This is a genomic window from Pseudomonas prosekii, assembly GCF_900105155.1.
GTDB lineage: Bacteria > Pseudomonadota > Gammaproteobacteria > Pseudomonadales > Pseudomonadaceae > Aquipseudomonas > Aquipseudomonas prosekii.
Map to the genome: position 1 here is coordinate 1,492,232 of NZ_LT629762.1, position 21,424 is coordinate 1,513,655.

Sequence of the window (21,424 nt, forward strand, 5' to 3'; positions counted from 1 at the left end):
GGCTTTTCTTGGCCTTTAAAAAGGCGCCGCTTCCTCCGCCACCTCGAAATCTCCGGCTTCAACTCGCGGATCGTCTTCAGCCGCCCTCTTCCACTTCAATGTCACGGACTCATCTTCGTCGTTGAAAGTCATTTCAAGATCATCTGTCTCGGATAGAAGCCCCATAACTTCCTCCCATTCCCGATCGCCGTCGTCGTCTAGGCGATGGACAGTCACCCAGCACTGCAACTGCGCAGTCGGGTGATTGATCATCGAAGAAACTCTTAACCCTAAGCGATCGAGGCCAGTCATCACCGGCTTAGCAACTTCATTTTTTTTCTTCTGCGGCTTGCTCATATTGCCTCCTTTCGATACTGGACATCCATACAGTACAAAAAATAAATACAAGCGTGCTTGCATTCAAAGCACCAGCATGCTTTTATTAATGCAAGCCGACTTGCATATTTAAACACAAGCAGAGTTGGCACGGGCCTTCCGAGGACCAACCGCTCTTTAACAGTCCGCGCAACAAACAACAGACCGCATTGCCTCTACCGGCGACCGGCGAGCAGACAGGCCCGAAAGCCTGCCAACGACAGGAGCACCCTGTACGGCTGATCGATGGTGAAACGCCAGAACCGTGTATGCCCAGTAGGCACGAATGACCCGGCATGCAATGCGCCCCGCCCCTTCCGGCGGTAATAGGACGGACATTTTCACTGATGCACCTGGTTGGCCGGGTGCATTGGGAAAACAACCGGGAGTACTTGTGATGGAAGCAGCAATCACGAATGGCGCATGGAAGGGTCACCTCGGGCGAGGTCTTGCACCGAGAGAGCTGCAGTTTCTTCTGTTCGTAGCAATTGGCCTTACAGCGAAAGAAATTGCGCGAGAGGTAGGCATTTCCCCAGCCACTGTCGCAAAGCGACTCACCAACGCGATGTTCAAACTTGGAGTCACCCGCCGGGCCGCGCTGGTGGCCGAGGCGATGCGACGTCAGATCATCTCGCCGCTGTGCTTCATCCTCGCAGGCTTCATCGCAATGCATTCAATGATCGACGATGAGCAAATGCGCAGGGATCGCCGCGCGCCAGAAAGGCGTCTTGCGGAGGTGCGGATGGTCAAGCGCGCCGAGGCTCACGAACAGACCGCGTAAATCGAATGCGGAAGCCAACCCAGCAGACGCTGGACACCTGCAGGCAACACCAGAGAGCGGCGAGCGCCCGCCAAGATGCCAACGGCGCGCAATGGAGGATGACCGCTATGAAATAGACCAATTCGAATGATCGCTGCATCTGTGAAAGGCCCGAACGTCCACGGGCCTTTCTTTTGAGCCGCGCTTACCCGTGAGCACTCTCCCTTCACAGAGTGCTGACGAATAAACGCAACCCCATCGAGGAATCGCCATGCACCAACTACTTCAACAGCGAGTCGACGGGGTTGCCGCCCTGCGTGCCCGCGCAAGCATCGCCACCGCCGCCTTCTATCAATTGATCGGCAGGGAGCAACCCGTGCAACAGATTCGCTACCAGGTCGTCACGAAGGGCAACGCGTATCACATCGTCGAGCGCTCCAGCGGTCTTACCAAGGGCTTCCGCTGGACGTGGAAAGAAGCGATCAACTTCGCGCAGGTACTCGAAGCGCGCGCCGATGGCATCAAGCTCTCGCTTTCGGGTGAGCGCAAATGATCGGCGTGCCAATCGTCAACCCGCGAGACTCGATCATCGCCAACCTGAACCAGCAACTGGATCAGTACTTCGGCGCCGGTCACGCGGTGCAGGAAATCCCCTCCGGCGTCAGTGGCGAGAAGGTGGCCGGTTTCGGCTGCGCCCACAGCAGCAAGCTGCGCACCGAGCGCGACAAACTGGCGCCACGGCTCAAAGAACTCGCCGAGTCCGGCATCACCGTCATCGAAGCGGCGAAGCAGATGGGCATCGAAACGAAACGCGCCAGGGTGATTGCCGCAGAGAACAGCATCAAGTTCCAGGCGCCGCAGTGAAGCGACTCAGCAACCAGGTGCGCCAGCGCCGACACCAATCGCATTTTGACCTTCCACCCAGCGGCCTCTTGGCCATCCCGGAGAAAAAGCCATGTCCACCCCTACAGATACCGCCGAGTTCCTCGAAGAGCTCAACGGCGGCGCTTTCGCCAGCCAAATCGGCCACGCCCTTTCCGAAGTCGCCGCTGGCGTAGTGGATCACGGCAAGGTCGGCAAGCTGGTGATCACCTTGGACTTCAGCCAGATCGGCGAATCCAGCCAGGTGAAAATCAAGCACAAGCTCGACTACAAGGTACCGACCAAGCGCGGTACCCGCAGCGAGAACACCAGCCTGGACACGCCCATGCACGTCGGCAGCGGCGGCAAAATCTCGCTGTTCGCCGAGAAGCACGACCAAATGTTCACCCGAGATGAGGCACCAATCCCGCGCCGCACCTGATCTTCCGCAACCCTTCCCATAGAGACCTGAACTATGTCCCTCACGAAAGAAGCAATTCAACTCATCACCGATACCGCGCTCGAAGCTGCCGGTAAGACTCTGTCTACGTTGATTCCTACCGTGGTGCTGCCGGACGGCGCGAAGATCGTGAATCTTGAGCAGTTCCAACTGGGCCGCAGCCGCTTTCGCGGTTCCTACGCCACTCATTCGCTGGCGGACTTCAGCGCTTACGTGGCCGGTCGTGCAGCACCTGGAGCCCAAGGCTTCATCAATCAGGATGAAATGAGCTGCATATTGCTGTTCAACTTGGGCACTGTCGCCGAGCCGGGCCATGCGGATGACCGCGCCATTCTCAAGCTGAAGGCAACCGCGGGATACACCGCCGCACAGAACATCGGTGGACGCGGCATCAGCCAGAAGGACTTGAGCGACTGGATCGAAGACTGGCACCAGTACCTGACCCCGATTGACGATGCAGGCGCTGCCATTCCTGTGGCCAAGGCCATCGCCGCCGTTCGAACGATCACCATAAAGGCCACCAGCGAATCGGAAACTACGGTGGGCGAGACCAGCGCAAGCCGCAGCGCCATGGACCAGATCGAGGCCCGCAGCAAAGAAACCCTTCCGGTCGCTCTGCAGTTCCGCACGATCCCGTTCGAAGGCCTGACCGAACAGCAAATCACGCTGCGACTTTCGGTCATCACCAGTGGCGCACAACCGGTGCTGAAACTGCGTTGGGTTGGGGAAGAAGTCCAACGCGAGGATATCGGGCAGGAGTTCAAGGCGGTGCTCCAGCGCAATATCGGCGATGCCGCCACGCTGTCCTTGGGATCGTTCGATCCGAAGTAAGCAATACAGGCCGGGAAACCGGCCTGATTCACCTTCATCTGCAAGACATCAAATTCTCTGAATCACGCCAGCCGGCGAGGATCCCCCCATGGAAATCACTTACGGCTCGGTCTGCTCCGGCATCGAGGCGGCAACACTAGCCTGGAAGCCTCTCGGGATGCGCGCTACCTGGTTCGCCGAGATCGAAGCGTTCCCTAGCGCGGTGCTGGCCCACCACTACCCGAAAACGCCAAACCTCGGCGACATGACAAAGCTCGGGGCCCTGGTCCTGGCCGGGAAGATTCCAGCACCGGATGTTCTTGTCGGCGGAACACCTTGCCAAGCGTTCAGCGTCGCCGGCATGCGCCAAGGTCTACTCGACCCGCGCGGCGCCCTCACCATCAAATACGTGGAGCTCGCAGATGCAGTTGACTATGTTCGAGCAGGCCAGCGAAAGCCGCCCTGCGTCATCGTCTGGGAAAACGTCCCCGGCGTCCTCAGCGACAAAGGCAACGCCTTCGGATGCTTTCTTGGCGCGCTTGCTGGGGAAGACTGCGAGCTGCAGCCTCCAGGGAAAAAATGGCAGGACGCTGGTTGTGTGTATGGACCCAAAAGAACAATCGCATGGCGGATCTTGGACGCCCAATATTTCGGCCTGGCCCAACGACGCCGCCGTGTGTTCGTTGTCGCAAGTGCTCGAGACGGATTCGATCCCACCGAGGTACTTTTTGAGCGAGAAGGCATGCGCAGGGATTCTGCGCCGCGCCGAGGCCAGGGGCAGGACGTTACCGGAACAGCTCCTTTCGGCCCTGCGCTCCAGTGCGGATGTGGATCCGTCTTCGCTGAATCGCTAGGCCAATACGGCTGCCCGAACTGCGAAGGTGATGAAGGACCCGCGGTTGATATGTTCGGCGGCATCCCGGCATTCGGCGGGCATAGCCTGGGCGGATCGATCGAGAGATCAGCGACGCTCACCGCCAAAGACAGCCGACTCGACATCGAAAGCGAGACCTTCTTTATGCAGAGCTTCGTGGCCGACGATTACAAGGAGGGAACATTCTCCGTCTCAGATGTATCCAGGCCACTCACCACTAGCGCCGACAGGTCGCGCGCCGCGCCTTTAGTCGCTGATATTTCGCCAACCCTTCGCTCCGGAAACATGCGTAACAACAGCAATCCAGCGACGGAGATTTCCATGTTGGTAGGCGGCTCAGCAGTGCGCCGCCTCACTCCCGTCGAGTGCGAGCGCCTACAGGGCATGGCCGACGACTACACCATGATCCCCTGGCGCGGCAAGCCAGCCAGCGAATGCCCGGACGGCCCCCGCTACAAGGCGATCGGCAACAGCAAGGCTGTCACCGTCGTTCGCTGGATCGGCCAGCGGATCGTTCGCCAGATCACACCCAGCCCGTACTGATGATTGCTTCAACCAATCGAACACCGGCGGCAATCAGGTCAAGCAGCTTTATCAGATATTTCATTCGGGCTTCCTCGGCAGACCCGGAGCCAGGATTGGCTTCGTAGTCTATACGTGCCCAATTAGCCAGAGCCCGCCCCGCTGTTCCTCTTGGGCTTTTTCCAACTCAACCACTCCACCGCCCGGGCATGACCCGGATAGGACGCCCCATGCCCACAGAAAACAAAATCGCTGAGCCGGTGCCGAGCTTAGCAACCGGTCACCATCTCGACGCTGCGACTTGGTCTGACTTCGTCCAGCGCCTGCGCCATGACTGCAAGGGGAAGCGGGTCCACGATCATTGCACCGCAGATGCCATCTTCATTGTCGAAGCCCGCCGCATCGTCGCCGGACTGGACATGGACTACACCGACAAGCGCCTGGTGTATTGGGACAGCGGCGAGTCAGTGGCGTACTCGGTAAAGGAATACTGGGATGGCCTGTCCAGCTACCAGAAAAGCCAGCTCAATAAAAAGATGCAGGCCTGGTCTGAATGCCAGTTCATGAAAGCCAGCGAAGACGATCAGTGGTATGTGCTCGGTGAGCTGGCGGAACACTCCGTGACCGGCTGGGATGATCGCTGGGAATACATCAACGCCCACTTCACCCACGCTGCCGCCGAAGCATTCATCAAGCGCAAGAAGCACGACTACCGCGATGGGATGCGGGTCTACGTCGAATCGCAGTACTACGCGTGGGAGTTCAACGCCATCAAGGAAGCGATCCTCGACGGCACGCTGACGTTCACGCCGAAGCCGGCTGTGAATGCCCATGATCTGGTAACGAGGGAGGCTGTATGACAACCAACCAAACGATTAGCTTCCCGCGAGAGCTGAGCGATGAGTTGGGCGAGCTGATCGCCGAGAAGGCCAGGGTCTGTGGTGGCGGTGCGTTCGATATCTGGGAGGCGATCTGCGAGCAATTCGGAACGCCTGGCTTACGGCCGCGCGGAAACCCAGAAGGCAAGCGCGAATATTTTGAAAAGTGGGTAATGGCGACCAATCACCCCGTGTTCGGCTTTCTGGATGGCCGATCCCTGGCCCGTGGCGATGATCGCACCGGTTACGCCGATGAGTATGTGCAGGGTCTGTGGGTTGCGTATCTGGCGCTCGGCGTCGAGCAGCCCGCGCCGATAGCGCTGGCATCCCGCGAAGAGTCGATAGCCTGGCTCAAGCGTATCGATGGCATCGGGCAAGCGCGCGCCGAATTGATCTACTCGATGGGCTTCCGCCGCCACACCGAAGTGCCCCAATCCTGAAAGGAGTACATCCGTACTCCTCTCGCAAAACCTGTAACCCCCCCCTTCAAAGTCAGCCGCTATAGCGGCAAGGACGAGCTCGACCATGGAAAAGAAAAACCTCGGCCCGGACCATTACCGCTATGTCGACGACATGGACCCACAAGGCCTTGAAGTTACCTGCAAAAAATATGTGGTCATCGGTGAAACCGAGCAGTGCTGGTACATCGTCGATGAATTCCACAACAACCTCTTCGGTGGTTCGCAGCGCGAGTCCCTGCTGAAGCAGTACCGCAAGCGGGTGCTGAAGGATGGTGGCGAGCATGGCCGGCGATTCGCGTACACGGATAAATCCCTGGCGCTGCGCTCGTACAAGCAGCGCAAGTCCTGGCAAATGCGCCATGCCCAGCTGGCGCTTGAGCGCGCCAAGGCTGCCATAGGCTATTTCGGCGATGCCAGGATCGAAAACACCGTACCCCCGGACGTGCTGGTGGTTCCGTGCGAATACATCCAGGCCATGAACTGGAGCGAGTGCTGATGATCCTGAAATGCCTCGCCGGCTGCGCCCTCTTCTTCTGGCTTCCACTTACCCTATGGGTGACCGCATGAGCGCAATTACTGATCACGATGTTGAGTTCGCGCAAGCCGTTGTCGCGTTGGCGCGCCAGCATGGCATGACGGGAATTTCGATGGAGTTCCGGCAGAACTTCGACCTGTCACAGCGCACCGGATGTTACTGCGGCAAGCGCATCACTTGGTCGGAGGGGCGTCACGGAGACGGAGAGGACATTAAATTCCGCACCGAGGCCGAGGCATCGTTTCCAGAGAAAGCGAAGGTGGCGCCATGATCATCCCATTCTCTGCCCTCGCCTACATGGCCTGGCTCATCTACTCGGGGCCACGGTGATGACCTACCAACCGAAAGGCGGCATGTGCGCCACCTGCGCCCACGCCCACCGCAATTGCAGCCACCTCCCCTTCAGCGCAATGCCGCCGCTTTCTTGCGAAGGCGAGACCGTGATCGTCCGCTGCACTGACTTTCAACGCCGCAAGTAACCCCTCTTCCACCTACCAGCCTGCCGGTGAACGGAGGGCGAGGATTCGTCATGCCTCTGATCATGATCACCAGCGCGATCACAACCGTTTTTGAAGTCCCGGAAGGCGTCGATATCTTTCGGGTTCGACAGCTTGCCCTGTCAGAGCTTGGCGATGACGAGCGCGCCACCGATGACGTGTCAGCTCAGCACGACAACGTTATGAGCGGCATCTACCTCGGAAGCGCCGAGCGCCGAACAGTTTCCATCTCGCACTGCATTGCAGACCCTACCGAATAACCACCTTCTGCCGCCACGCGCGGCATGGAGCATCATCATGGCAAAAGTTACCCTGGATGAATGGGCGGCGGCCGAGTTCAAGACGCCGCCAAGTCCCAACACCTTGCGCAAATGGGCGCGAGAAGGCCGGATTGCTCCGGTACCGGTCAAGCACGGTCGCAACTACTATGTAGAGTCCGACGCCCACTACCAAGAACCTGACCAGCAGCCCGTCCGGATCGTCGGTGGCAGCCTGATCAGCAGAATAGAGAGAGCACGCAATGGCGCCCAGGCCGCGTAATACCGGGTCAAAGGATCTTCCGCCCAATCTCTACCGCAAGACCGACGCCCGCAACGGCGTCACTTATTACACCTACCGCGACCCGATTAGTGGTCGCGTATTCGGCCTGGGCAAAGACAAGGAGGCGGCCATTCGCGAGGCCGTCACCGCCAACCATGCCGACGCCATCAAGCCAACGCTCACCGACAGGATCAGCGAGCCGGCGCCGGCGCCAGGGCCGGGCAAGCTATTCTCCGAATGGCTCGTCGAATACCGCGAGTTGTTCGCCGAGCGCAAGCTGTCCGCCAGCAGCAACAAAAACGTGGGAATGCGGATAAACCGCCTGAACGACATCTTTGGGACGAAGGGGATAAAGGACATCACAACGATGGATGTGGCCGATTACCTGACAGGCATGGCCAAAGAGGGAAAGGCGCAGATGGCCAGGGCGATGCGCTCGCTATTGCGAGACGTGTTCGCGGAGGCTCAGGCGCGGGGTTGGGTCGGTGCCAACCCGGTCGAGGTGACAAAGGCAGCACGGGTGAACATCAAGCGCGAACGGCTGACGCTGGAGCTGTGGAAAGCAATCTATGAGGAAGCCACGAAGCCGTGGCTTCGCCGGGCGATGGAGCTGGCGGTGCTCACTGGGCAGCGCCGTGACGATATCGCCTCGATGCTGTTCAAGGATGTGCACGACGGCTTCCTACACGTCGTGCAGTCAAAAACCGGCGCACGGTTGCGAATCAGCACTGGTATCCGACTGGAGTCGGTCGGGCTGGAACTGTCCCAGGTGGTCAAGCAATGCCGCGATAGCGTTCTGTCACAACACCTGGTGCATCATGCGCAAGCTCCGGGCCGGGCCAAAGCTGGCCAGCCCGTGGTACTCGACACGCTGAGCTCTGCTTTTGCCGAAGCTCGGGACAAAGCCGGCGCGAAGCTGGGGATAACTTTCGGGCGGCAGCCACCGTCCTTTCACGAACAGCGGTCGCTCGCGGCAAGGCTGCACGAAGTCGAAGGCCGCGATGCCCAGAAACTGCTCGGTCACCGTTCGGCCTCAATGACGGATCTGTACCGCGACAGTCGAGGCGCAGAGTGGATCGACGTGGCATAATCGGCGGCTGAATTTTTGGGAGATATTGGGGAAGTTTTGGGGAGGATTTTATGCCCAATGGAATCAAGCACTTACAGCTTTACGGTATCAAAGCCTGCGACACCATGAAAAAGGCGCGCACCTGGCTCGATGAACACGCTGTCAGCTATGACTTCCATGATTACAAAACGGCCGGAATCGACCGTGAACATCTGACCCAATGGTGCGACGAGCACGGTTGGCAAGTGGTGTTGAACCGTGCAGGCACGACCTTTCGCAAACTCGACGACGAACGCAGAGCCGATCTCGACCAAGCCAAAGCCATCGAGCTGATGCTCGCACAACCCTCGATGATCAAGCGCCCGGTGCTTGATCTCGGTGACCGAACCCTGATTGGCTTCAAGCCAGATATCTACGCGGCCGCCCTCAAGTAAGCAGCCCGTTCTTTTTTGTTAGAGGTCCCAACATGTCCAATACCCTGTTCAGCCTGGCCTTCGGTGTCGGCACGCAAAATCGTCAAGGCACCTGGCTGGAAGTGTTCTATGCCCAGCCGCTGCTCAATCCTTCGGCCGAGCTGGTTGCCGCGATTGCGCCGGTACTCGGTTACAGCGAAGGCAACCAGGCCATCACGTTCACCACCGCCCAGGCTGCGCAATTGGCCGAAGCGCTGAAAAGCGTCGACGCTGCCCAGGCTGCATTGCTGACCCGTCTGGCCGAAAGCCACAAACCGCTGGTCGCGACCATTCTGGCTGAAGATGCACAACTGACTTCGACGCCTGAGGCCTACCTCAAGCTGCACCTGCTGTCGCACCGTCTGGTCAAGCCGCATGGCCTGAATCTGGCCGGCGTGTTCCCGCTGCTGCCGAACGTGGCGTGGACCAGCCAGGGCGCAATCGACCTCGCCGAACTGGCCGAGCATCAACTCGAAGCGCGTCTGCGTGGCGAGCTGCTGGAAGTGTTCTCGGTGGACAAATTCCCGAAAATGACCGACTACGTAGTGCCAGCCGGCGTGCGTATTGCTGACGCGGCACGTATTCGTCTGGGCGCTTACGTCGGCGAAGGCACCACGGTGATGCACGAAGGTTTCGTCAACTTCAACGCGGGCACCGAAGGCCCGGGCATGATCGAAGGTCGCGTCTCGGCCGGCGTATTCGTCGGCAAGGGTTCGGACCTGGGCGGCGGTTGCTCGACCATGGGCACCCTGTCGGGCGGCGGCAACATTGTGATCAAGGTGGGCGAAGGCTGCCTGATCGGCGCGAACGCCGGTATCGGCATTCCGTTGGGCGACCGCAACACCGTCGAATCGGGCCTGTACGTGACCGCCGGGACCAAAGTGGCGCTGCTGGACGAGCACAACAAACTGGTCAAAGTGGTCAAGGCACGCGAACTGGCCGGTCAACCGGACCTGTTGTTCCGTCGCAATTCGGAGACCGGCGCGGTGGAATGCAAAACCCACAAATCGGCCATCGAACTGAACGAAGCGCTGCACGCTCACAACTAAGCAAAACGTTCGACGACCCCTGCACCTTGCCCTTGTGGGAGCAAGGCTTGCCCGCGATGGCGTTATCACTGACGCCAAAAGCTTCGCGAGCAAGCTTTGCTCCCACAGGATCAATGCAGGAGCGAGGCTTGCCCGCGAAGAGGCCCTTGAAGCCGCCAAAAGCTTCGCGGGCAAGCCTCGCTCCTACAAGATCAAGGTCACGGGCAAGGTCAGGCGTTCCCCCAGCCCATGTTCAACAGGGCCCGATTGCATGATGATTCCGTCTCCCTGGCGCGCCGATTTCCCGGCCATCGCCGCGCTGCAACGGCAAGACCAGACCTATCTGGACAACGCCGCCACCACGCAAAAACCTCACGCCCTGCTGGATGCCCTGGCGCATTACTACGCCAACGGCGCGGCCAACGTGCATCGGGCGCAACACCTGCCCGGCGCCCACGCCACCCAGGCGTTCGAGGACAGCCGCAGCAAAGTCGCGCAATGGCTCAATACGGGCGATTGCGGGCAGATCATCTTCACCCACGGCGCCACCAGCGCGCTGAACCTCCTGGCCTATGGCCTGGAACACTTATTCAATCCAGGCGATGAAATTGTCATCAGCGCTCTGGAGCATCACGCCAACCTGCTGCCGTGGCAGCAACTGGCGCTGCGTCGCGAGCTGAAACTGGTGGTTTTGCCACTGGACGCCGACGGCGTGATCGACCTCGCCGCCGCCGCGCAATTGATCGGCCCGCGCACCCGATTACTGGCGGTCAGTCAGCTGTCGAATGTGCTCGGCGTCTGGCAACCGCTGCCCGAGTTGCTGGCCATGGCCAAGGCGCACAACGCGCTGACCGTGGTCGATGGCGCGCAAGGCGTGGTCCACGGCCGGCATGACGTGCAGGCGCTTGGTTGCGACTTCTACGTGTTTTCCAGTCACAAACTCTACGGTCCCGATGGCCTCGGCGTGTTGTTCGGCCGTCACGCGGCGCTGGAGCAACTGCGTCCGTGGCAATTCGGCGGCGAAATGGTGCTCGACGCCAATTACCACGACGCGCGATTCCGCCCGGCGCCGCTGGGTTTCGAGGCCGGTACGCCGCCGATTGCCAGCGTGATTGGTCTGGGGGCGACTCTGGATTACCTCGCCGGGCTGGATCAGCACGCGGTGTCAGCCCACGAAGCCGCGCTGCATGCCTATTTGCTCAAAGGTCTCGAGGCGCGCAATGGCATTCGGCTGCTGGGCAAACCGCAGCTCGCGTTGGCCAGTTTTGTCGTCGAGGGTGTGCATAACTCGGATCTGGCGCATTTGCTGACTGAACAGGGCATCGCCGTGCGCGCCGGCCATCACTGCGCCATGCCGTTGCTCAAAAGCTTCGAACTGGCCGGGGCGATCCGGGTTTCGCTGGCGCTGTACAACGATTCGGAGGATCTGGAGCGCTTCTTTGAAGCGCTAGACCAGGCGCTGGAGTTGCTGCGATGAATTTGCCTGACGACGCCGCCGTCGCCCTCGAAACCTTTCACAACGCCGCGAGTTGGGAGCAACGCGCACGCTTGCTGATGCAGTGGGGCGAGCGCCTGCCGGCGTTGAGTGATGAGGATAAAGTCGACGCCAACCGCGTGCATGGCTGTGAAAGCCAAGTGTGGCTGGTCGGTGCGTTGCGCGATGGCCATTGGCAGTTCGCCGCGAGCAGCGATGCGCGATTGATTCGCGGGTTGGTCGCGTTGCTGCTGGCGCGGGTCAACGGGTTGTCGGCGGATGAGCTGCGCCAGGTGGATTTGCCGCAGTGGTTTAACCAGCTTGGACTGAGCAGACAGCTATCCCCATCGCGCAGTAATGGCCTCAATGCCGTGTTACAGCGAATGAATGAGTTGGCTGGTTAATCTCCATCGCGAGCAAGCTCGCTCCCACCTTGGAATGCGTTCCCCTGTGGGAGCGAGCTTGCTCGCGATGAGGCCATCAGCCACACCGCTCAAACCCCAGGTTTAACCCGATCCGCCGGTCGCCGCACGCCCGCGACGATCTTATCCACAGCCTTGGTCGCCGCGACCATGCCGAACGTCGCCGTCACCATCATCACCGCGCCAAACCCGCCAGCGCAGTCGAGCTTGACGCCGTCGCCGACAAAACTCTTCTGCAAGCAAATGCTCCCGTCCGGTTTCGGATAGCGCAGTTGCTCGGTGGAAAACACGCACGGCACGCTGTAATGGCGGGTCACGGTGCGCGAGAAGTTGTAGTCGCGGCGCAGGGTCGAGCGCACTTTCGAGGCCAGCGGGTCATTGAACGTGCGGTTCAAGTCGCAGACCTGAATCAGCGTCGGGTCAATCTGCCCGCCCGCGCCGCCGGTGGTGATGATCTGGATCTTGCGGCGCTTGCACCAGGCAATCAGCGCAGCCTTGGCATTCACGCTGTCGATGCAGTCGATCACGCAATCGATATTCGGCGTGATGTACTCGGCCATGGTCTCGCGCGTCACAAAATCCGCCACCGCGTGCACCGTGCAATCCGGGTTGATCCCGCGCAGACGCTCGGCCATCACCTCGACCTTGGGTTTGCCGACGGTGCTGTCCAGCGCGTGCAACTGGCGGTTGGCGTTGCTCACGCAAACGTCATCGAGGTCGAACAGCGATATCTCGCCGACGCCACAACGCGCCACGGCTTCCGCCGCCCAGGAACCGACGCCACCGACGCCGACAATCGCCACATGGGCCGCGCGCAAACGCTCCAGGCCTTCAATGCCATACAACCGAGCGATGCCGGCAAACCGCGGATCTTCTGTACTCATGACCATTACCCCAAAAACCGGCGCGCATTATAGGGCTACGCGGCCACAAGTTCTAAGCGACAAGCGACAAGTGTAAGAACTTATGTGAAACCGGATTGCCAAATGTGAGGCTTTTCGCTATCGCCTGTACGGTAAGCGGAAGCACGGTGTAGGATGCGCGCCCCTTGGCAACCGCCGACCGTTCCTTCGTTCCACAGCCTCTGGAACCTGAAAAAGCTATGTCATCGCGTAAATTTGGACTCAACCTGGTTGTGGTGCTCGCCATCGCCGCTTTGTTTACCGGCTTCTGGGCGCTGATCAATCGCCCGGTCACCGCCCCCAACTGGCCTGAACAAATCTCCGGTTTTTCTTACTCGCCGTTTCAACAAGGCCAGTACCCGCAGAGAGACCAGTACCCGTCCGACGACGAAATGCGTCGCGACCTGGAGATCATGAGCAAGCTGACGGACAACATCCGTACTTACTCGGTCGACGGCAGCCTGCAAGACATCCCGAAACTTGCCGAAGAGTTCGGCTTGCGCGTGACGCTGGGGATCTGGATCAGCCCGGATCAGGAGCGCAACGAACGCGAAATCCTCCGCGCCATCGAACTGGCCAACACCTCGCGCAGCGTGGTTCGCGTGGTGGTCGGCAACGAGGCAATCTTCCGTAAGGAAATTACCGCCGCCGAGCTCAGCGTGATCCTCGACCGCGTGCGCGCGGCGGTGAAAGTGCCGGTGACCACGTCCGAGCAATGGCACGTCTGGGAAGAACACCCGGAACTGGCCAAGCACGTCGACCTGATCGCCGCGCACGTTCTGCCGTACTGGGAATTTGTCCCGGTGGACAAGGCCGGTCAATTCGTTCTCGACCGCGCCCGCGACCTGAAAAAGATGTTCCCGAAAAAACCGCTGCTGCTGTCGGAGGTTGGCTGGCCGAGCAACGGCCGCATGCGCGGCGGCACCGATGCAAGCCCCGCCGATCAGGCGATTTACCTGCGCACATTGGTCAACAAGCTCAACCGCCAAGGCTTCAACTACTTCGTGATCGAAGCGTTTGACCAGCCGTGGAAGGCCAGCGACGAAGGCTCGGTGGGCGCGTATTGGGGCGTGTTCAACGCCGCGCGCCAGCAGAAATTCAACTTCGAAGGCCCGGTCGTGGCGATCCCGCAATGGCGCGTGCTGGCCATCGGCTCGGCGGTGTTGGCGCTGCTGTCGCTGACCTTGCTGATGATTGACGGCTCGGCCCTGCGCCAACGTGGCCGCACGTTCCTGACGTTTATTGCGTTTTTGTGCGGTTCGGTTCTGGTGTGGATCGGCTACGACTACAGCCAGCAATACAGCACCTGGTTCAGCCTGACCGTGGGGTTCCTCCTCGCGCTCGGTGCGCTCGGGGTGTTTATCGTGTTGCTGACCGAGGCGCATGAATTGGCCGAAGCGGTCTGGACCCACAAGCGCCGGCGAGAATTCCTGCCGGTCGTAGGGGATTCGGACTACCGCCCGAAAGTCTCGATTCACGTACCGTGCTACAACGAACCGCCGGAGATGGTCAAACAGACCCTCAATGCCCTGGCCAACCTCGACTATCCGGACTTCGAAGTCCTGATCATCGACAACAACACCAAGGACCCAGCCGTCTGGGAACCGGTGCGCGATTACTGCGCAACCCTCGGCCCGCGCTTCAAGTTTTTCCACGTCGCGCCGCTGGCCGGCTTCAAGGGTGGCGCGCTGAACTACCTGATTCCGCACACCGCCAAGGACGCCGAAGTGATTGCGGTGATCGACTCCGATTACTGCGTCGAGCCGAACTGGCTGAAGCACATGGTGCCGCACTTCGCCGATCCGAAAATCGCCGTGGTGCAGTCGCCGCAGGATTATCGCGACCAGAACGAAAGCACTTTCAAGAAGCTCTGCTACGCCGAATACAAAGGTTTCTTCCACATTGGCATGGTCACCCGCAACGACCGTGACGCGATCATCCAGCACGGCACCATGACCATGACTCGGCGCTCGGTGCTCGAGGAACTCGGCTGGGCCGACTGGTGCATCTGTGAAGACGCCGAGTTGGGTTTGCGCGTGTTCGAGAAAGGTTTGTCGGCGGCGTACTACCACACCAGCTACGGCAAAGGCCTGATGCCGGATACGTTTATCGACTTCAAGAAACAGCGTTTCCGCTGGGCCTATGGCGCGATTCAGATCATCAAACGGCACACCGCCAGCCTGCTGCGCGGCAAGGGCACCGAGCTGACCCGTGGCCAGCGTTACCACTTCCTTGCGGGCTGGTTGCCGTGGGTCGCGGACGGCATGAATATCTTCTTCACCGTCGGCGCGCTGTTGTGGTCGGCGGCGATGATCATAGTGCCGCAACGGGTCGATCCGCCGTTGTTGATTTTCGCGATCCCGCCACTGGCGCTGTTTGTGTTCAAGGTGGGCAAGATCATCTTCCTCTACCGCCGTGCGGTCGGGGTCAACCTGAAGGATGCATTCTGCGCGGCGCTGGCCGGGCTGGCGTTGTCGCACACCATCGCCAAAGCGGTGCTGTACGGTTTCTTCACTACCAGCATTCCGTTCTTCCGCACCCCGAAAAACGCCGACAATCACGGCTTCTGGGTGGCAATTTCGGAAGCGCGCGAAGAGGTGTTCATCATGATGCTGCTGTGGGGCGCGGCGCTGGGGATCTTCCTGGTCAACGGCCTGCCGAGCAACGACATGCGCTTCTGGGTGATCATGCTGCTGGTGCAATCGCTGCCGTACCTGGCGGCGCTGATCATGGCGTTCCTGTCTTCGCTGCCAAAACCAGCGACGGAGCCTGCGCCGGTGCCGGCCGTCTAAATCAGTCCGGATGCACTAAACGGCGGCCAATGGCCGCCGTTTTGCTTTAAGATAACCGCCATTTTGCGCGCCCCAGCACCAATTCCTGTGGGAGCAAAGCTTGCTCGCGATTGACGCGACTCGGTGTAGCAGAAAGACCGCATCATCGTTCATCGCGAGCAAGCTTTGCTCCTACACACTAAGCTTCCGGAGTTTTCCATGACGGCCCACGCCGACCTTTCGCCGACCCTTCAACTCGCCATCGACCTGATCCGCCGTCCGTCCGTGACGCCGGTCGACGCCGATTGCCAGAAGCAGATGATGCAGCGCCTGGGCGATGCCGGTTTCCAACTCGAGCCAATGCGCATCGAGGATGTGGATAACTTCTGGGCCACCCACGGCAAACACGACGGCCCGGTGCTGTGCTTCGCCGGTCACACCGACGTGGTCCCGACCGGCCCGGTGACGGCGTGGCAGATCGACCCGTTCAACGCGCTGATCGACGAACACGGCATGCTCTGCGGGCGTGGCGCAGCGGACATGAAAGGCAGCTTGGCGTCGATGACCGTGGCCGCCGAGCGCTTCGTCGCCGACTACCCGGACCACAAGGGCAAAGTGGCTTTCCTGATCACCAGCGATGAAGAAGGCCCGGCGCACCACGGCACCAAAGCCGTGATCGAACGCCTCGCCGCGCGCAAGGAACGTCTGGACTGGTGCATCGTCGGCGAACCGTCGAGCACTACGCTGGTCGGCGACGTGGTCAAGAATGGCCGTCGCGGCTCGCTCGGCGCCAAGCTCACCGTGCGCGGGATCCAGGGCCACGTGGCCTATCCGCACCTGGCGAAAAACCCGATCCACCTCGCCGCCCCGGCGCTGGCCGAACTGGCCGCCGAGCATTGGGACCACGGCAACGACTTCTTCCCGCCGACCAGTTTCCAGATCTCCAACGTCAACTCCGGCACCGGCGCGACCAACGTGATTCCGGGTGACCTGGTGGCGGTGTTCAACTTCCGTTTCTCCACCGAATCCACCGTCGAAGGCCTGCAGAAACGCGTCGCCGACATTCTCGACAAACATGGCCTCGACTGGCACGTCGATTGGGCGCTGTCGGGCCTGCCGTTCCTCACCGAGCCGGGCGCATTGCTCGACGCAGTGGCATCGAGCATCAAGGACATCACCGGGCGCGAGACCAAGGCCTCTACCAGTGGTGGCACCTCCGACGGACGCTTCATTGCGACCATGGGCACGCAAGTGGTTGAGCTGGGGCCGGTCAACGCGACCATTCACCAGGTCAACGAACGCGTCCTCGCCGCAGACCTCGATGTGCTGACCGAAATCTATTATCAGACCCTGATCAAGTTGCTCGCCTGATGCTCGCCTGCCCAATCTGCAGCGAACCGCTGAACGCGGTGGACAATGGCGTGGCCTGCCCCGCCGGGCACCGTTTCGACCGCGCGCGCCAAGGTTATCTGAACCTGTTGCCGGTGCAGCACAAGAACAGCCGTGACCCTGGGGATAACCTGGCAATGGTCGAGGCCCGTCGCGACTTCTTGAACGCCGGCCATTACGCGCCGGTGGCCAAGCGTCTGGCCGAGCTGGCCGGGCGATACGCGCCGCAGCGCTGGCTCGACATCGGTTGTGGCGAAGGTTATTACACCGCGCAAATCGCCGAAGCCTTGCCCGATGCTGACGGCTACGCGCTGGACATTTCTCGCGAAGCGGTCAAACGCGCCTGCAAACGCAACCCGCACCTGAACTGGTTGATCGCCAGCATGGCGCGCGTGCCGTTGGCGTCCGGCAGCTGCCAGTTTCTGGCGAGCGTGTTCAGTCCGCTGGACTGGGAAGAGGCCAAGCGCCTGCTCAGTACCGGCGGCGGCTTGATGAAAGTCGGGCCGACCAGCGGCCATCTGATGGAATTGCGCGAAAGCCTGTACGACGAGGTGCGTGAATACACCGACGACAAGCATTTGGCTCTGGTGCCGGAAGGCATGGCGCTGGCGCACAGCGAAACCCTGACATTCAAACTGACGCTGGAAAAGGGCCAGGATCGCGCCAATCTGCTAGCAATGACGCCCCACGGCTGGCGCGCCAGTGCCGAACGCCGCGCGGCCGTGATCGAGCAGGTCGAGCCGTTCGAAGTCACCGTTTCGATGCGCTACGATTACTTCGTACTTCAATAATTTTTGGTCTTGAGCAACAGCTTGAGGCCGGCTAAATCCGCGAATGGATTTTTCAAGACCGCAGTGAGGACATCCATGCGCCAACCCGATATCGAGATTTACCTGAAAGACGCCGACGTCGACTATAAAGCCGTCGCTGATTGGCTCAGCGCCGCGCTCGGCCCGTGCAGTGAGTGGGTCAAAAAAGGCCAGACTTACAAGTGCAGCGCCGGCAACGTGCCCGTGACCTGGCTGCCGAAAGCCGTGGGCAAGTGGAACAGCCTGTACCTGGAAAGCGACCAGACGCCGTGGGACGACGACATCGCCTGCGCCCGCGCCGCTTTCGCCGCACTGAACGTCGAAGTGCGTTGCGCGCCGGGCACGTGGGTCGAGGAAGAAGGTGAAGAGACCGCCGATCGCTGGATGCGCATCAGCGCCGATGGCGAAGAAGAGATCACCTGGAAGACCGCGTAAAACAAGCAACACCAAAAACCTGTAGGAGCAAGGCTTGCCCGCGAAGCTTTTAGCGCCAGTGATGACGCCTTCTCGGGCAAGCCTCGCTCCTACGGGTCATGCGTGATCCGGGGATCGGGTTACAGACCTATAACATCCTCAGCCTGCAAACCCTTCTCGCCGGTCACCACGGCGTATTCAACCTGCTGACCTTCGGCCAGCGAACGGTGCCCTTCGCCGCGAATCGCGCGGTAATGCACGAACACGTCCACCCCGTCCTCGCGCTGAATAAAGCCGTAACCCTTGGCGTCGTTGAACCACTTCACACTGCCGGTTTCGCGCGTTGCCATGTGTCTTTACCTCTTTGTTTTTATTTTGAGCGGTCGAGTATATGACAGCCGCGAAAATGCTCAACTACAGAATGGTTGTGTGCTTTTTTGCCGATTTTCGGCGAATACGGCACACTGTCCGCCCCCGAGCAAACGCTCGGTTTCACTCACTCACGCAGAAGCCGTATGACCCGTTCCCCGTTCCGCCGTCTGGTGTTTGGCACCCTGCGCCGACTGTTGTACCTCTGGGTTCGCTCGGAGACGATCAACCAGTCGTCCCTTACCCTCAACCTCGACCGCAGCCGTCCGGTGTTTTACGTCCTGCAAAACCCTTCGCTGACCGACCTTGCCGTGGTCGACACCGAGTGCACCAAGGCCGGCCTGCCGCGCCCGGTGCTGCCGGTGTCGGTGGGCAATCTGCTGGAACCGGCGGCGTTCTTTTACCTGACGCCGGAGCCTGACTGGCTCGGCCGCCAGGACAAACGCGGCGCGCCGCCGGCCCTGACCCGACTCGTCAGCGCCCTGAGCCAGAACGCCGCCGAAGACGCGCAGATCATTCCGGTCAGCGTGTTCTGGGGGCAGTCGCCGGACAGCGAGTCGAGCCCGTGGAAGCTGTTGTTTGCCGACAGTTGGGCGGTCACCGGGCGTTTGCGCCGTTTGCTCAGCATCATGATTCTGGGGCGCAAGACCCGCGTGCAGTTCTCGGCGCCGATTCACCTGCGCGAACTGATCGAGCACAACAAGGGCCACGAACGCACCGTGCGCATGGCCCAGCGCATTCTGCGGGTGCACTTTCGCAACCTCAAAGCGGCGGTCATCGGCCCGGACATTTCCCACCGACGCAATCTGGTCAAGGGTTTGCTCAACCAGCCGCTGGTCAAGCAAGCCATTCTGGACGAGGCCGAGCGCGAGAAAATCTCCCCGGAAAAAGCCAAGGCCCAAGCGCTGCGTTACGGCAACGAGATTGCTTCGGACTACACCTACACCGCGATCCGCTTCCTCGAAGTGGTGCTGAGCTGGTTCTGGAACAAGATCTACGACGGGATCAAGGTCAATCACATCGAAGGCGTGCAGAAAGTCGCTCAGGGTCACGAAGTGATCTACGTGCCGTGCCACCGCAGCCACATCGATTACCTGCTGCTTTCGTACCTGCTGTTCCGTAACGGCCTGACCCCGCCGCACATCGCCGCCGGGATCAACTTGAACATGCCGGTGATCGGCAGCCTGCTGCGGCGCGGCGGCGCGTTTTTCATGCGCCGCACGTTCAAGGGCAATCCGCTGTACACCTCGGTGTTCAACGAATACCTGCACACCTTGTTCACCAAAGGTTTCCCGGTCGAGTATTTCGTCGAGGGCGGCCGTTCGCGCACCGGGCGCATGCTGCAACCGAAAACCGGGATGCTCGCCATCACCCTGCGCAGCTTCCTGCGTTCGTCGCGCATGCCGATCGTGTTTGTGCCGGTGTACATCGGTTATGAGCGCGTGCTCGAAGGCCGGACCTACCTCGGCGAATTGCGTGGCGCGAGCAAGAAAAAAGAATCGATCTTCGACATCTTCAAAGTCATCGGCGCGCTGAAGCAGCGCTTCGGTCAGGTGGCGGTGAACTTCGGCGAGCCGATCAAACTCGCGGAATTCCTCGACGGCGAACAGCCGGACTGGCGCTCGCAGGAACTTGGTCCGCAGTTCAAACCGGCGTGGCTCAACGAAACGACCAACCGTCTCGGCGAGAAAGTCGCGCAGCATCTGAACGAAGCGGCAGCGATCAACCCGGTCAATCTGGTGGCGCTGGCGCTGCTGTCCACCAGCCGTCTGGCGCTGGACGATCGGGCGATGGCGCGGGTGCTGGACCTGTATCTGGCGCTGCTGCGCAAGGTTCCTTACTCGCCGCACACCACGTTGCCGGAAGGCGATGGCCGCGCGTTGATCGAGCACGTGAAGGATATGGATCTGCTCTCCGAACAGAGCGATGCCTTGGGCAAGATTCTGTATCTGGATGAGCAGAATGCGGTCCTGATGACCTATTACCGCAACAACGTGTTGCATATCTTCGCGCTGCCGGCGCTGCTGGCGAGTTTCTTCCAGAGTGCCTCGCGCATGAGCCGCGAGCAGATCCTGCGTTACACCCGCGCGCTGTATCCGTACCTGCAATCGGAGTTGTTCATTCGCTGGTCCATGGATGAGCTGGACGCGGTGGTTGATCAATGGCTCGAAGCCTTCGTCGAGCAAGGCCTGCTGCGCTTCGAGAACAATGTGTACCTGCGCCCGGCGCCGAGTTCGCGCCATTTCGTGTTACTGACGCTACTGTCGAAAAGCATCGCGCAGACGCTGCAACGTTTCTACATGACTGTTTCGCTGCTGCTCAACAGCGGCCAGCACAGCATCAGCGCCGAAGAGCTGGAAGACTTGTGCACGGTCATGGCCCAGCGCCTGTCGATCCTGCATGGCTTGAACGCCCCGGAATTCTTCGACAAGAGCCTGTTCCGCCACTTTATCCAGACCATGCTCGACCTCGATGTGCTGCGTCGCGACGAGGCCGGCAAGTTGAGCTATCACGAATTGCTCGGCGAGCTGGCTGAAGGCGCGGCGAAACGTGTGTTGCCGGCGGAGATTCGCTTGTCGATCCGCCAGGTGGCGCTGCATCGCAGTGAAGATGCGGCGGATCAGGTCGCCGTGCAACCTGAGGCCTGAGGCCATAAAACCTGTAGGAGCGAGCCGCTCGCGAACGCGCTGTATCAGTCGGAAACAGTTTGGCTGACCCAGCGCTATCGCGAGCAGGCTCATTCCCACCCTTTGTCCAATTCGCAAAAAGGAAG

General features: G+C 60.5%; 25 protein-coding genes. 22 read left to right on the top strand and 3 right to left on the bottom strand.

All coding sequences use genetic code 11. The annotated features are described in order from the left end of the window. Positions 1-15: 15 nt before the first annotated feature. Positions 16-336, bottom strand: a complete 321-nt coding sequence (locus tag BLU01_RS07010) for a DUF1654 domain-containing protein (RefSeq protein WP_092272580.1) — start codon at positions 334-336, stop codon at positions 16-18. A 415-nt stretch (positions 337-751) separates the two neighbouring features. Here BLU01_RS07010 and BLU01_RS07015 point away from each other — a divergent pair, with 415 nt between their 5' ends. The 17 genes from BLU01_RS07015 (at position 752) to BLU01_RS07095 (ending at position 11,979) form a co-directional block, all read left to right on the top strand. After that, positions 752-1,135, top strand: a complete 384-nt coding sequence (locus BLU01_RS07015) for a response regulator transcription factor (protein WP_092272583.1) — start codon at positions 752-754, stop codon at positions 1,133-1,135. 250 nt (positions 1,136-1,385) lie between these two features. Beyond that, positions 1,386-1,667 (top strand): hypothetical protein, encoded by a 282-nt coding sequence (locus tag BLU01_RS07020; protein ID WP_092272586.1) that lies wholly within the window; start codon positions 1,386-1,388, stop codon positions 1,665-1,667. Beyond that, on the top strand, positions 1,664-1,978 hold the full coding sequence (locus BLU01_RS07025) for a hypothetical protein (RefSeq protein ID WP_092272589.1): 315 nt from the start codon (positions 1,664-1,666) through the stop codon (positions 1,976-1,978). Before BLU01_RS07020 ends, BLU01_RS07025 begins: the two co-directional genes overlap by 4 nt. A 91-nt stretch (positions 1,979-2,069) precedes the next feature. Continuing rightward, positions 2,070-2,417: a hypothetical protein gene (locus tag BLU01_RS07030; RefSeq protein WP_092272592.1), complete on the top strand. Its 348-nt coding sequence runs from the start codon at positions 2,070-2,072 to the stop codon at positions 2,415-2,417. 33 nt (positions 2,418-2,450) lie between these two features. Next, complete coding sequence (locus BLU01_RS07035) at positions 2,451-3,266, top strand: DUF2303 family protein (RefSeq protein ID WP_092272595.1); 816 nt, start codon at positions 2,451-2,453, stop codon at positions 3,264-3,266. Between the two features lie 88 nt (positions 3,267-3,354). Further along, positions 3,355-4,662 (top strand): DNA cytosine methyltransferase, encoded by a 1,308-nt coding sequence (locus BLU01_RS07040; RefSeq protein WP_231987135.1) that lies wholly within the window; start codon positions 3,355-3,357, stop codon positions 4,660-4,662. Between the two features lie 209 nt (positions 4,663-4,871). Then, on the top strand, positions 4,872-5,501 hold the full coding sequence (locus BLU01_RS07045; protein WP_092272602.1) for a hypothetical protein: 630 nt from the start codon (positions 4,872-4,874) through the stop codon (positions 5,499-5,501). Beyond that, positions 5,498-5,959 (top strand): hypothetical protein, encoded by a 462-nt coding sequence (locus tag BLU01_RS07050; protein ID WP_092272605.1) that lies wholly within the window; start codon positions 5,498-5,500, stop codon positions 5,957-5,959. The genes BLU01_RS07045 and BLU01_RS07050 overlap by 4 nt, the downstream gene beginning before the upstream one ends. Positions 5,960-6,044: 85 nt before the next feature. Further along, positions 6,045-6,476 carry a hypothetical protein gene (locus BLU01_RS07055; RefSeq protein WP_092272608.1) on the top strand — a complete coding sequence of 144 codons (432 nt, stop codon included), beginning with the start codon at positions 6,045-6,047 and terminating at the stop codon, positions 6,474-6,476. 67 nt (positions 6,477-6,543) lie between these two features. Then, a complete protein-coding gene (locus BLU01_RS07060; RefSeq protein WP_157720149.1) occupies positions 6,544-6,786 on the top strand; it encodes a hypothetical protein in 243 nt (80 codons plus the stop codon). Positions 6,787-7,044: 258 nt separating this feature from the next. Beyond that, positions 7,045-7,272, top strand: a complete 228-nt coding sequence (locus tag BLU01_RS07065) for a hypothetical protein (protein ID WP_092272614.1) — start codon at positions 7,045-7,047, stop codon at positions 7,270-7,272. Between the two features lie 37 nt (positions 7,273-7,309). Continuing rightward, positions 7,310-7,552: an excisionase gene (locus tag BLU01_RS07070; protein ID WP_028619149.1), complete on the top strand. Its 243-nt coding sequence runs from the start codon at positions 7,310-7,312 to the stop codon at positions 7,550-7,552. Then, entirely contained in the window at positions 7,533-8,642 is a 1,110-nt protein-coding gene (locus tag BLU01_RS07075; RefSeq protein WP_092272617.1) for a phage integrase Arm DNA-binding domain-containing protein, read from the top strand. Before BLU01_RS07070 ends, BLU01_RS07075 begins: the two co-directional genes overlap by 20 nt. A 50-nt stretch (positions 8,643-8,692) precedes the next feature. Further along, positions 8,693-9,055 carry an ArsC family reductase gene (locus tag BLU01_RS07080; protein ID WP_092272620.1) on the top strand — a complete coding sequence of 121 codons (363 nt, stop codon included), beginning with the start codon at positions 8,693-8,695 and terminating at the stop codon, positions 9,053-9,055. Positions 9,056-9,087: 32 nt separating this feature from the next. Continuing rightward, positions 9,088-10,122: a 2,3,4,5-tetrahydropyridine-2,6-dicarboxylate N-succinyltransferase gene (gene dapD, locus BLU01_RS07085; protein WP_092272623.1), complete on the top strand. Its 1,035-nt coding sequence runs from the start codon at positions 9,088-9,090 to the stop codon at positions 10,120-10,122. Positions 10,123-10,372: 250 nt separating this feature from the next. Next, positions 10,373-11,578 carry an aminotransferase class V-fold PLP-dependent enzyme gene (locus BLU01_RS07090; protein ID WP_092272626.1) on the top strand — a complete coding sequence of 402 codons (1,206 nt, stop codon included), beginning with the start codon at positions 10,373-10,375 and terminating at the stop codon, positions 11,576-11,578. Then, complete coding sequence (locus BLU01_RS07095) at positions 11,575-11,979, top strand: SufE family protein (RefSeq protein WP_092272629.1); 405 nt, start codon at positions 11,575-11,577, stop codon at positions 11,977-11,979. Before BLU01_RS07090 ends, BLU01_RS07095 begins: the two co-directional genes overlap by 4 nt. A gap of 89 nt (positions 11,980-12,068) precedes the next feature. Here the strand turns inward: BLU01_RS07095 and tcdA are convergent, their stop codons facing one another. Next, positions 12,069-12,887 carry a tRNA cyclic N6-threonylcarbamoyladenosine(37) synthase TcdA gene (gene tcdA / locus BLU01_RS07100; protein ID WP_092272632.1) on the bottom strand — a complete coding sequence of 273 codons (819 nt, stop codon included), beginning with the start codon at positions 12,885-12,887 and terminating at the stop codon, positions 12,069-12,071. Positions 12,888-13,099: 212 nt separating this feature from the next. Here tcdA and BLU01_RS07105 point away from each other — a divergent pair, with 212 nt between their 5' ends. The 4 genes from BLU01_RS07105 (at position 13,100) to BLU01_RS07120 (ending at position 18,303) form a co-directional block, all read left to right on the top strand. Further along, a complete protein-coding gene (locus BLU01_RS07105) occupies positions 13,100-15,691 on the top strand; it encodes a glycosyltransferase (protein ID WP_092272635.1) in 2,592 nt (863 codons plus the stop codon). A gap of 198 nt (positions 15,692-15,889) precedes the next feature. Further along, positions 15,890-17,041, top strand: a complete 1,152-nt coding sequence (dapE, locus tag BLU01_RS07110) for a succinyl-diaminopimelate desuccinylase (protein ID WP_092272637.1) — start codon at positions 15,890-15,892, stop codon at positions 17,039-17,041. Further along, positions 17,041-17,850 carry a putative RNA methyltransferase gene (locus BLU01_RS07115; protein WP_092272640.1) on the top strand — a complete coding sequence of 270 codons (810 nt, stop codon included), beginning with the start codon at positions 17,041-17,043 and terminating at the stop codon, positions 17,848-17,850. Before dapE ends, BLU01_RS07115 begins: the two co-directional genes overlap by 1 nt. 75 nt (positions 17,851-17,925) lie before the next feature. After that, positions 17,926-18,303: a hypothetical protein gene (locus tag BLU01_RS07120; protein WP_092272643.1), complete on the top strand. Its 378-nt coding sequence runs from the start codon at positions 17,926-17,928 to the stop codon at positions 18,301-18,303. Between the two features lie 119 nt (positions 18,304-18,422). Here BLU01_RS07120 and BLU01_RS07125 read toward each other — a convergent pair whose 3' ends face one another. Then, positions 18,423-18,632 carry a cold-shock protein gene (locus BLU01_RS07125; protein WP_092272646.1) on the bottom strand — a complete coding sequence of 70 codons (210 nt, stop codon included), beginning with the start codon at positions 18,630-18,632 and terminating at the stop codon, positions 18,423-18,425. A 165-nt stretch (positions 18,633-18,797) separates the two neighbouring features. Between BLU01_RS07125 and plsB the strand changes: the two genes are divergently transcribed. Continuing rightward, positions 18,798-21,299, top strand: a complete 2,502-nt coding sequence (gene plsB / locus BLU01_RS07130) for a glycerol-3-phosphate 1-O-acyltransferase PlsB (RefSeq protein WP_092272649.1) — start codon at positions 18,798-18,800, stop codon at positions 21,297-21,299. Positions 21,300-21,424 lie beyond the last annotated feature (125 nt).

Bases quoted from the DNA above. Each gene is read 5' to 3' on its own strand.
- BLU01_RS07040 (WP_231987135.1), top strand. From the start codon at position 3,355: ATGGAAATCACTTACGGCTCGGTCTGCTCCGGCATCGAGGCGGCAACA.
- BLU01_RS07120 (WP_092272643.1), top strand. From the start codon at position 17,926: ATGCGCCAACCCGATATCGAGATTTACCTGAAAGACGCCGACGTCGAC.
- dapE (WP_092272637.1), top strand. From the start codon at position 15,890: ATGACGGCCCACGCCGACCTTTCGCCGACCCTTCAACTCGCCATCGAC.
- BLU01_RS07055 (WP_092272608.1), top strand. From the start codon at position 6,045: ATGGAAAAGAAAAACCTCGGCCCGGACCATTACCGCTATGTCGACGAC.
- BLU01_RS07065 (WP_092272614.1), top strand. From the start codon at position 7,045: ATGCCTCTGATCATGATCACCAGCGCGATCACAACCGTTTTTGAAGTC.
- tcdA (WP_092272632.1), bottom strand. From the start codon at position 12,887: ATGGTCATGAGTACAGAAGATCCGCGGTTTGCCGGCATCGCTCGGTTG.
- BLU01_RS07080 (WP_092272620.1), top strand. From the start codon at position 8,693: ATGCCCAATGGAATCAAGCACTTACAGCTTTACGGTATCAAAGCCTGC.
- BLU01_RS07045 (WP_092272602.1), top strand. From the start codon at position 4,872: ATGCCCACAGAAAACAAAATCGCTGAGCCGGTGCCGAGCTTAGCAACC.
- BLU01_RS07115 (WP_092272640.1), top strand. From the start codon at position 17,041: ATGCTCGCCTGCCCAATCTGCAGCGAACCGCTGAACGCGGTGGACAAT.
- BLU01_RS07095 (WP_092272629.1), top strand. From the start codon at position 11,575: ATGAATTTGCCTGACGACGCCGCCGTCGCCCTCGAAACCTTTCACAAC.
- BLU01_RS07020 (WP_092272586.1), top strand. From the start codon at position 1,386: ATGCACCAACTACTTCAACAGCGAGTCGACGGGGTTGCCGCCCTGCGT.
- BLU01_RS07035 (WP_092272595.1), top strand. From the start codon at position 2,451: ATGTCCCTCACGAAAGAAGCAATTCAACTCATCACCGATACCGCGCTC.
- plsB (WP_092272649.1), top strand. From the start codon at position 18,798: ATGACCCGTTCCCCGTTCCGCCGTCTGGTGTTTGGCACCCTGCGCCGA.
- BLU01_RS07015 (WP_092272583.1), top strand. From the start codon at position 752: ATGGAAGCAGCAATCACGAATGGCGCATGGAAGGGTCACCTCGGGCGA.
- BLU01_RS07125 (WP_092272646.1), bottom strand. From the start codon at position 18,632: ATGGCAACGCGCGAAACCGGCAGTGTGAAGTGGTTCAACGACGCCAAG.
- dapD (WP_092272623.1), top strand. From the start codon at position 9,088: ATGTCCAATACCCTGTTCAGCCTGGCCTTCGGTGTCGGCACGCAAAAT.
- BLU01_RS07010 (WP_092272580.1), bottom strand. From the start codon at position 336: ATGAGCAAGCCGCAGAAGAAAAAAAATGAAGTTGCTAAGCCGGTGATG.
- BLU01_RS07050 (WP_092272605.1), top strand. From the start codon at position 5,498: ATGACAACCAACCAAACGATTAGCTTCCCGCGAGAGCTGAGCGATGAG.
- BLU01_RS07105 (WP_092272635.1), top strand. From the start codon at position 13,100: ATGTCATCGCGTAAATTTGGACTCAACCTGGTTGTGGTGCTCGCCATC.
- BLU01_RS07075 (WP_092272617.1), top strand. From the start codon at position 7,533: ATGGCGCCCAGGCCGCGTAATACCGGGTCAAAGGATCTTCCGCCCAAT.
- BLU01_RS07060 (WP_157720149.1), top strand. From the start codon at position 6,544: ATGAGCGCAATTACTGATCACGATGTTGAGTTCGCGCAAGCCGTTGTC.
- BLU01_RS07025 (WP_092272589.1), top strand. From the start codon at position 1,664: ATGATCGGCGTGCCAATCGTCAACCCGCGAGACTCGATCATCGCCAAC.
- BLU01_RS07030 (WP_092272592.1), top strand. From the start codon at position 2,070: ATGTCCACCCCTACAGATACCGCCGAGTTCCTCGAAGAGCTCAACGGC.
- BLU01_RS07090 (WP_092272626.1), top strand. From the start codon at position 10,373: ATGATGATTCCGTCTCCCTGGCGCGCCGATTTCCCGGCCATCGCCGCG.
- BLU01_RS07070 (WP_028619149.1), top strand. From the start codon at position 7,310: ATGGCAAAAGTTACCCTGGATGAATGGGCGGCGGCCGAGTTCAAGACG.